This window comes from Streptomyces sp. (assembly GCF_050698815.1).
GTDB lineage: Bacteria > Actinomycetota > Actinomycetes > Streptomycetales > Streptomycetaceae > Streptomyces.
This window is the reverse complement of the sequence record NZ_JBOHCV010000366.1, coordinates 1-9,061: the sequence shown is the minus strand read 5'-3', so window position 1 is coordinate 9,061 and position 9,061 is coordinate 1. Positions and strand designations below refer to the sequence as shown.

10 protein-coding genes are annotated in these 9,061 nt (G+C 69.8%); 7 read left to right on the top strand and 3 right to left on the bottom strand.

Going from position 1 to position 9,061, the window contains the following annotated elements; all coding sequences use genetic code 11:
• A partial coding sequence (locus ACRDP3_RS13395; RefSeq protein WP_431517137.1) for an ABC transporter permease occupies positions 1-1,347 on the top strand: 1,347 nt, incomplete at its 5' end.
• 131 nt (positions 1,348-1,478) lie between these two features.
• Here the strand turns inward: ACRDP3_RS13395 and ACRDP3_RS13390 are convergent.
• Positions 1,479-2,189, bottom strand: coding sequence for a transglycosylase SLT domain-containing protein (locus ACRDP3_RS13390; protein WP_431517136.1), 711 nt, complete (start codon positions 2,187-2,189; stop codon positions 1,479-1,481).
• A gap of 381 nt (positions 2,190-2,570) precedes the next feature.
• On the opposite strand from ACRDP3_RS13390, the gene ACRDP3_RS13385 reads away from it, so the two are divergent.
• Positions 2,571-3,758, top strand: coding sequence for a GAF domain-containing sensor histidine kinase (locus ACRDP3_RS13385; RefSeq protein ID WP_431517135.1), 1,188 nt, complete (start codon positions 2,571-2,573; stop codon positions 3,756-3,758).
• Positions 3,751-4,398 carry a response regulator gene (locus tag ACRDP3_RS13380; protein ID WP_431517134.1) on the top strand — a complete coding sequence of 216 codons (648 nt, stop codon included), beginning with the start codon at positions 3,751-3,753 and terminating at the stop codon, positions 4,396-4,398. The genes ACRDP3_RS13385 and ACRDP3_RS13380 overlap by 8 nt, the downstream gene beginning before the upstream one ends.
• 38 nt (positions 4,399-4,436) lie before the next feature.
• Here the strand turns inward: ACRDP3_RS13380 and ACRDP3_RS13375 are convergent, their stop codons facing one another.
• On the bottom strand, positions 4,437-5,288 hold the full coding sequence (locus ACRDP3_RS13375) for a hypothetical protein (protein ID WP_431517133.1): 852 nt from the start codon (positions 5,286-5,288) through the stop codon (positions 4,437-4,439).
• Between the two features lie 106 nt (positions 5,289-5,394).
• Between ACRDP3_RS13375 and ACRDP3_RS13370 the strand changes: the two genes are divergently transcribed.
• From ACRDP3_RS13370 to ACRDP3_RS13355, 4 genes are all read left to right on the top strand, one after another.
• The gene (locus ACRDP3_RS13370) at positions 5,395-6,186 is read left to right on the top strand and encodes an ABC transporter ATP-binding protein (RefSeq protein WP_431517132.1); all 792 of its coding nucleotides are present in this window, start codon (positions 5,395-5,397) and stop codon (positions 6,184-6,186) included.
• 21 nt (positions 6,187-6,207) lie between these two features.
• Positions 6,208-6,633 (top strand): NfeD family protein, encoded by a 426-nt coding sequence (locus tag ACRDP3_RS13365; protein WP_431517131.1) that lies wholly within the window; start codon positions 6,208-6,210, stop codon positions 6,631-6,633.
• Positions 6,634-6,718: 85 nt separating this feature from the next.
• The gene (locus ACRDP3_RS13360) at positions 6,719-7,675 is read left to right on the top strand and encodes an SPFH domain-containing protein (RefSeq protein WP_431517130.1); all 957 of its coding nucleotides are present in this window, start codon (positions 6,719-6,721) and stop codon (positions 7,673-7,675) included.
• A 75-nt stretch (positions 7,676-7,750) separates the two neighbouring features.
• Positions 7,751-8,518 carry a sulfite exporter TauE/SafE family protein gene (locus tag ACRDP3_RS13355; RefSeq protein WP_431517129.1) on the top strand — a complete coding sequence of 256 codons (768 nt, stop codon included), beginning with the start codon at positions 7,751-7,753 and terminating at the stop codon, positions 8,516-8,518.
• Positions 8,519-8,569: 51 nt separating this feature from the next.
• Here ACRDP3_RS13355 and ACRDP3_RS13350 read toward each other — a convergent pair.
• On the bottom strand, positions 8,570-9,061 hold a 492-nt coding region (locus ACRDP3_RS13350), incomplete at its 5' end, for an HNH endonuclease (protein WP_431517128.1).

Here is a 9,061-nt window from a genome sequence, read left to right as displayed (position 1 = left end):
GTCCTCGCCGAGCTCAAGCTCGACATCCACGCCGACAAGAAGGTCACCTCGCTCTCCGGCGGCCAGCGCAAGCGCGTCTCCGTCGCCCTGGAGCTGCTGACCAAACCGTCGCTGATTTTCCTCGACGAGCCCACCTCCGGGCTCGACCCGGGCATGGACCGCGACGTCATGCAGCTGCTGCGCGGCCTGGCCGACGACGGCCGTACGGTGCTCGTCGTCACCCACTCCGTGGCTGAACTCGGCCTGTGCGACAAGCTGTTGGTGATGGCCCCGGGCGGCGGCGTGGCTTACTTCGGGCCGCCCGAGGAGGCGCTGAACTTCTTCGGCTACGGCACCTGGGCGGATGTCTTCTCGGCCTTCGAGAACTACCGCGACTACGACTGGATGGGCCGCTGGCAGGGGTCGCAGCACTACCAGATGTACGCCGCGGACCTCGACTCCGTCACGCCGCAGCAATACCCGCAGCAGCAGGCGCCGCCCGCGCGGACGCAGAAGCCGCAGAGCTGGGGCTCCCAGTTCTGGACGCTGCTGCGCCGTTACGTGTCGGTCATCGCCTCCGACCGGGGCTTCCTGGCACTGATGGTGATCCTGCCCGCCGTCCTCGGCACCGTCAGTACGGTCATCCCCGCCGAACTCGGCCTGGAGAAGAACCCGTTGGCGCCCAAGGGCTTCAACCCGGCAGCCGGCACCATTCTGCTGATCCTGTCGGTCGGCATGTGCTTTTCGGGTGCGGCCAACTCCGTACGTGAGCTGATCAAGGAGCGGGTGATCTACGAACGGGAACGGGCGACCGGCCTGTCCCGCTCCGCCTACCTGATGTCGAAGGTCGTCGTCCTCGGCGCCATCACCGCTCTGCAGGGCGTGATCATCTGCGCCATCGGGCTCACACCGCGCGAGCTGCCCGAGGAGGGCGTGCTCATGCCGGTGCCGCTGGAGATCTGCCTGGGCATCATCGCGCTCGGCTTCACCTCGATGATGTTCGGCCTGATCATCTCCGCGCTGGTGAAGACCGCGGAGAAGACGATGCCGCTGCTGGTGATGTTCGCGATCGTCCAAGTCGTCTTCACGGGCGTGCTGTTCAAGATCTTCGACTCGCCGGGCGTCGAGCAGGTCGCCTGGCTGATGCCGTCCCGGTGGGCGGTTGGTGCCACCGGCGCCACCATCGACCTGGCGCACGTCATGGCGCCCTGGGACCGGGAGAAGCTCACCGAGATCGACCCGCTGTGGGAGCACTCCACCGGAATCTGGGCCCTGGACATGGGCGTGCTGATCCTGATGGGCATCGTCTGCGGCATCGTGGTCGCCCGGCTGCTGCGCCGTCATGAGCCGGAGGTCATGCGCAAGTAGTGACTGGTCCGTACGGGCCGGCCGGTCCGGTCCGTACGGACGGCACGGGGAAGGCGGCGGTTTCCGGTCCGGGAGCCGCCGCCTTCCGTGTCCGGCTATGTCCGCGAGGACCGGGGGCCGGCCGTCTCGCGTCAGTACCAGTTGTTGGACTGCCAGAACGACCAGGCGCCGCACGGGCTGCCGTAGCGGTCCTTCATGTAGCCCAGGCCCCACTTGATCTGAGTGGTCGCGCTGTCGCGCCAGTCGGGGCCGGCCGAGGCCATCTTGGAGCCGGGCAGCGCCTGCACCAGTCCGTAGGCGCCGCTCGGGTTCTGCGCGTGCACGTTCCAGCCGCTCTCGTGCTCGACGATGTTCGAGAAGCACTGGAACTGCGACTCGTCACCGATCAGCTGGCGGGCGATCGCCTTGGGCGACCCCGACGGCGCTGGGGTGGCGGAGCTCCCGCGCTTCGCGGAGCGGCTCGCCGCCTGCGCGCGCTGGTGCTCCCGTTCGGCCTCCTGGCGGGCCTTCTTGGCCCGTACGGCCGCCTTGTGACGCTTCTCCGCCCTGGCCTGGGCCTTCTTCCGCGCCTCGGCCTTGGCCGCCGTCCGCGCCCGGTCGTCCGCTGCCGAGGTCTGGGCGTCGATGCTGACCTTCTGCGCGGCGGGGCTGTCCACCGCGGTCTGCAGGGCGACCGGTTTGGCGGCCATCTCCGGCCCGGCGGTCTCGCTTCCGCTGTCCTTCTGACCTGGTACGACGGTGAACGCTATGGCCGTCACACCGACCGCTGCGACACTGGTCACCGCGGAGATCTTCTGCAGACGGGACAGCCTGCCGGGGCTCTCGGGAGTGGGAACGCTCATGGGGAGGGAACCTCTTCCAGTTGCGGACCGCAGCGGCGGTGGCCCCTGCGGCGGCAGACATTCTTAGCGGGGCGTCAGGCACCGGGCAAAAATCACCATTACTAACTTGAGTAGTTGATCGCGGGCCGAGTGGATACCGCGATGTACCTGCCTTGCACGTCCGGTGTCAGAAGCTGTCTACTAAGCTGGCTCGTACGTGATCTGCGTCTATGCGGTGACTCACACCGCATACCCGGTTACATGTACGCAGTGTGTTGAAGACATAAACGCAGTGTCACACTGGTGGGTTTATGGACTTGGCCCCGGACCTAGGTCCTCCGGCCCCTGCGTCCCCGGCCCAGGGCCGATGTCCCCGCCCGTCCCCGCCGGTACCGTGATCGCATGCTCCACCGCTCCGGACTCGCCGCCGTCAGCGCCGCACTGCTCGCCATGAACCGGCAGCTGGAGGTGCGCGACGTCCTCCAGACGATCGTCGCCTCCGCCCGCGAGCTGCTCGACGCGGAGTACGCGGCGCTCGGCGTACCCGACGACCACGGCGGCTTCGCCCAGTTCGTGGTGGACGGCGTGACGGACGAACAGTGGAAGGCCATCGGCCCGCTGCCACGCCAGCACGGCATCCTCGCCGCGATGCTGGACGACGCCACCCCGCAGCGGCTCGCCGACGTCCGCACGGACCCCCGCTTCGAGGGCTGGCCCAGCGCACACCCCGAGCTGGCCGACTTCCTCGGCATGCCCGTCGCCGACGGCGAAACGGTGCTGGGCGCGCTCTTCCTCGCCAACAAGCGGTGCCCGGCCGACCGGTCGCGGCCCACGGTCCCGGACGCGGACGCGGCGCAGGCCGGCGCCCCGCCGGCCTGCGCCTTCACCGAGGAGGACGAGCAGCTGCTGCGCCTGCTCGCCCAGCACGCGGCCATCGCCCTCACCAACGCCCGCCTCTACGAACGCAGCCGCGAGCTGACGATCGCGGGTGAACGCGCCCGCATCGGCCACGAACTGCACGACGCCGTCGCACAGAAGCTCTTCTCGCTCCGCCTCACGGCTCAGGCCGCCACCGCGCTCGTCGACCGCGACCCGCCCCGGGCCAAGGACGAACTGCACGAGATCGCCCGGCTCGCCGCCGAGGCCGCGGACGAACTGCGCGGCGCCGTAGTCGAATTGCGCCCCGCCGCGCTCGACGAGGACGGCCTCGTCGCCACCCTGCGCGCCCAGGCCCAGGTGCTCGACCGTGCGCACTCCGCCGAGGTCACCTTCGCGAGCGTGGGCGTACGGGCGCTGCCCGCCGCGCAGGAAGAGGCGCTGCTGCGCGTCGCCCAGGAAGCCCTGCACAACGCGCTGCGCCACGCCGCCGCCTCACGCGTCGACGTGACCCTCACCCGTCGCGGCACCGGCGCCCGGCTGCGGATCGCCGACGACGGCAGGGGCTTCGACCCGAAGGCCGTACGCCGTGCCGGCCGGCACCTCGGCCTGGTGTCCATGCGGGACAGGGCGAGCGGCGTCGGCGGCACGCTGAGTGTCGACTCCGAGCCCGGCCAGGGTGCCGTGATCGAGCTGGAGGTGCCCGGTGGCTGACCCGATCCGCGTGCTGCTCGTCGACGACCATCAGGTCGTCCGGCGCGGGCTGCGCACCTTCCTCGAGATCCAGGACGACATCGAGGTGGTGGGCGAGGCCGCCGACGGCGACGAAGGCGTCGCCCGCGCCGCGGAGCTGACCCCCGACGTCATCCTGATGGACGTGAAGATGCCCGGCACCGACGGCATCGAGGCGCTGCGCCGGCTCCGCGGGCAGGACAGCGCCGCCCGCGTCCTCGTCGTCACCAGCTTCACCGAACAGCGCACCGTGGTCCCCGCGTTGCGTGCCGGAGCAGCGGGCTACGTCTACAAGGACGTCGACCCGGAGGCACTCGCCGGGGCCATCCGCTCCGTACACGCGGGCCACGTGCTGCTCCAGCCGGAGGTCGCGGACGCGCTGCTCTCGGACGGCACGGGTGACGGGCGGCTCAGCGCCGGACGGGGCCCGACGCTGACCGACCGGGAGCGTGAGGTGCTCGAACTGATCGCGGACGGGCGCTCGAACCGGGAGATCGCACGCGTACTGGTGCTGTCCGAGAAGACGGTCAAGACTCACGTATCGAACATCCTGATGAAACTCGACCTCGCCGACCGTACGCAGGCGGCCCTGTGGGCGGTCCGGCACGGGCTGACGGACTGACGGTCCCGTGACCCGGCGGCCGGCCCCGGACCGCTCTCTCAGGACCGCTTGCGCTCCAGTTCCTCCGCGTACGCGTTGTACGCCGCGACCTGCGCCCGCCGCGCCGTCCGCTCCACAGGCCGCAGCGCGTCCGCACGCGCCACGATCTGTGAGGCGCTCACCGCCCCGCCGTGCTCGCGTCCGTCGTTTCCGCCCCCGGCACCCGTCCCGGCCCCGTTCCCGTACGCGATGGCGACGAGCGCCCGGACCCGCTGCGCCAGCTCCAGCACCCGCACCGCACGCGGCGGATACCCCGGCGCCAGCAGCCGCCGCCCCGCCTCCATGCGCGCCCGGTACGCATCCAGCGCCGCGTCCGCCACCGGCCCCGACCCGGCCACGTCCAGCTCCGTGAGCACCTCGGTGGCGTCCCGCACCGCCTCGGCCAGCTCCCGCTCCGCCTCACCCAGCGAGGGCGTGTCACCCATGGAGGGCGGGCCCTCCTGTACTGGCAGACAGTGCCAGGTCACCTCCACGTGCAGGTCACCTTCCGTCCCGGCGGCCGTGATCTCCGGAACCAGCCCCACCGCCGCACCCGTCGCCAGCACCGCCTCACCGGCTTCCAGGGCACGGGAGTTGAACTCCGGCGGACCACTCAGCCCCAGCGGGTGACCGGGTGCGGGGAGCGCCACCCGCAGGCCCGCGGCGCCCAGTGACCGCAGCCGCCCCAGCGCCAGGGTCAGACCGACGGGCGCCGCCTCGGGCTCCGCGGCCGGACCGGCCGGCAGCCAGGCCACCCGGTGCACGGCGTCCTCACCGACGATCCGCCCGGCCGCCTCATCAGGTGAGACGAGCCCGGCGATCAGTGCGTTTCCCCAGGCGGCCAGCCGCCCCGAACGAGGTTCTTCGAGCATGAGCACAGCCTAGAGAACGAGCCGTCGAACGCGTGGCGTAGGTTTTGTCCGGGGACTGTGCCCACAGGCACGGGCAACGGCGACTGCAATGGGAGACGACGCGCTCATGAGCGAAGTACTGGAACTGGTGGACGTATCAGTGGTCCGCGAGGGCCGTGCTCTGCTGGACGACGTCTCCTGGTCGGTCAAGGAGGGCGAGCGCTGGGTCATCCTCGGCCCGAACGGGGCCGGCAAGACCACCCTGCTCAACCTGGCCTCCAGCTACCTCTTCCCGTCTTCCGGCTCCGCGACCATCCTCGGCGAACGGCTCGGCGCCGTCGACGTCTTCGAACTGCGCCCGCGCATCGGTGTGGCGGGTATCGCCATGGCCGACAAACTGCCCCGTGCCCAGACGGTGCTGCGGACGGTGCTCACCGCCGCGTACGGCATGACCGCGCACTGGCATGAGGAGTACGACGCGGTGGACGAGGACCGCGCCCGCGCCTTCCTCGACCGGCTCGGCATGAGCGACTACCTCGACCGCAAGTTCGGCACTCTCTCCGAGGGGGAGCGCAAGCGCACGCTCATCGCGCGCGCCATGATGACCGACCCCGAACTGCTGCTGCTCGACGAGCCCGCGGCCGGACTCGACCTCGGCGGCCGCGAGGACCTGGTGCGCAGACTGGGCCGCCTCGCGCGCGACGCGTACGCCCCCTCGATGGTCATGGTCACCCACCACGTCGAGGAGATCCCCCCCGGATTCACGCATGTTCTGATGATCCGTCAGGGGCAGATCCTGGCGGCCGGACCTCTCGAGACGGAGCTGACCTCCCGTAATCTCTCGCGCTGCTTCGGGCTGCCCCTGGTGGTGGAGGCTCGTGACGACCGCTGGACGGCTCAGGGTCTGCCGCTGAGTTGATCGCACGCCTACCATGGCCGTGTGGACGCATGGGTGTGGTGGCTGATTGCCGCGGCCGGGCTGGGGATCCCGCTCGTCCTCACCGCGATGCCGGAGTTCGGCATGCTCGCTGTGGGTGGCGTCGCCGGAGCCGTCACGGCCGGGCTCGGAGCGGGAATGGTGACGCAAGTCGTCGTCTTCGCGGTCGTCTCGACCGCGCTGATCCTTGTCGTACAGCCTGTGGCGCGGCGTACCCGGAACCAGCGGCCCACCCTGAGCAGTGGTGTGGACGCCCTGCGGGGGCGTCAGGCGACCGTGCTGCAACGGGTGGACGGCGAGGGCGGCAGGATCAAACTCGCGGGCGAGGTCTGGTCGGCCCGCGCACTCGACTCGGGCGCGGCCTATGAACCGGGCAGTCAGGTCGACGTGGTGGAGATCGACGGAGCCACCGCGATCGTGATGGGATAGCGGGCAACAACCGTACGAGCACAACGAGTTAGCGCAGCGACTCTTACCAACCTCATATCAGTGATACACGTGCAGGGGGACGGCGATGGACGCCATCATCATTGTCCTGATCATCCTGGTGGTGCTGGTCTTCATCGCACTCATCAAGACGATTCAGGTCATCCCGCAGGCGAGCGCCGCCATCGTCGAGCGCTTCGGCCGCTACACCCGCACACTCAACGCGGGCCTGAACATCGTGGTCCCCTTCATCGACACCGTCCGCAACCGTGTCGATCTGCGTGAACAGGTCGTCCCGTTCCCGCCCCAGCCGGTGATCACCCAGGACAACCTGGTCGTCAACATCGACACCGTCATCTACTACCAGGTGACCGACGCCCGCGCCGCCACGTACGAGGTCGCCAGCTACATCCAGGCGATCGAACAGCTCACCGTGACCACCCTCCGTAACATCATCGGTGGCATGGACCTGGAGCGGACGCTCACCTCCCGCGAGGAGATCAACGCGGCACTGCGCGGCGTGCTCGACGAGGCCACGGGCAAGTGGGGCATCCGCGTCAACCGAGTCGAACTGAAGGCGATCGAGCCTCCTACGTCCATCCAGGACTCCATGGAGAAGCAGATGCGCGCCGACCGCGACAAGCGCGCGGCGATCCTCCAGGCGGAAGGTGTACGGCAGTCCGCCATCCTCACCGCCGAGGGTGAGAAGCAGTCCTCGATCCTCCGCGCCGAAGGTGAAGCCCGCTCGGCCGCCCTCCGGGCCGAAGGTGAGGCCCAGGCCATCCGTACGGTCTTCGAGTCGATCCACGCAGGCGACCCGGACCAGAAGCTCCTGTCGTACCAGTACCTGCAGATGCTTCCGAAGATCGCCGAGGGCGACGCCAACAAGCTCTGGATCGTGCCCAGCGAGATCGGTGACGCACTCAAGGGCCTCGGCGGCGCCCTGGACGGGTTCCGGCCCGGCGGTGGCAACAGCGGCGCCACCAGCGGCGGCGAATCGGCCGGCATGGTGAAGCAGAGGCGGGACAAGCCAACGATCGACTGAGAGACCCGGATACGCATGCCGAGTGCCCCTCAGGCATGATCAGTGTGTCAGGCACTGATCATCAAGGGGCTTCGAGTGACCATCTGGGAGGCAGTGGCCGTCTGCGTCGCAGGGGTCGGCGCAGGCGCCATCAACACCATCGTCGGTTCGGGCACGCTGCTCACCTTCCCGGTGCTGCTCGCCGTCGGTCTGCCGCCCGTCACCGCCAACGTCTCCAACGCGCTCGGTCTCGTCCCCGGCTCGGTCAGCGGAGCCATCGGCTACAGACGAGAACTGCGTGGTCAGCGGCGGCGGGTAATGGTCCTGAGCAGCGTGGCGTTCGTCGGGGCCCTCGCCGGAGCGGCACTGCTGGTCGAGCTGCCGTCCAGCGCCTTCGACATGATCGTCCCCGCACTCATCGGCGTGGCGCTGCTGCTCGTCCTCATCCAGCCCTGGCTCGCCCGCGTCGCCCGGCGCCGCCGGGAGAGGCTAGGCACCACCGCCCGCCCGAACGGTGGCCCTCTGCTGTCGACCGGTCTGCTCTTCTCCAGTGCCTACGGCGGCTACTTCGGCGCGGCACAGGGCATCATCTACCTCGCCCTCATGGGGCTGTTGCTCGATGAGAACCTGCAGCGGATCAACGCCGTGAAGAACATCCTCGGCGCACTCGTCAACGCAACCGCCGCGGTCTTCTTCCTCTTCGTCGCGGAATTCGACTGGACGGCTGTCCTGCTGATCGCCGGAGGCTCCGCGGTCGGCGGCCAGTTCGGCGCCTTCGTCGGACGCAAACTGCCACCGACCGCATTGCGAGCCATCATCGTGACGGTCGGCGGGGCGGCCATCGCCCAGCAACTGCTGCGTTGACACAGCGGAAGCGGGCCCGGCCGCCCTTGCCCTCACCCGCGCCGCCGCCGTTCAGGCAGTGGCGGGCAGCGCGGGCGAGGAGACGGCCGCGCCGGACACCGTCAGCCACTCCGGAAGCGACTCTCCGTCCCTCAGGCCCAGCGCCAGAAGGAGTGCGTCAGCGGGAGTGGGCTCGAAGGGCTTCACCGCCAGCACCATGCCCGCCTGCGCCGGCGTACGGTCCGCCTTGCGGTGGTTGTCCGCCGCACAGGCCGCGACCGTGTTGAGCCAGGTGTCCGCGCCGCCCTGGGAGCGCGGCACGACGTGGTCCACCGTGGTCGCCCGGCGCCCGCAGTACGCGCACCGCTGCCGGTCCCGTATGAGGACTCCGCGCCGCGACCACGGCGCCCGTTGTCGGAACGGGACCCGGACGTATCTGCAGAGTCTGACGATCTGCGGCACAGGAAGATCGAAGTTCGCTGCCCGCACTCGGAGACCGGGATGCGAGTGCTCCACGACGGCCTTTTCCTGTATGACCAGCACGACTGCGCGCCGCAGCGAGAC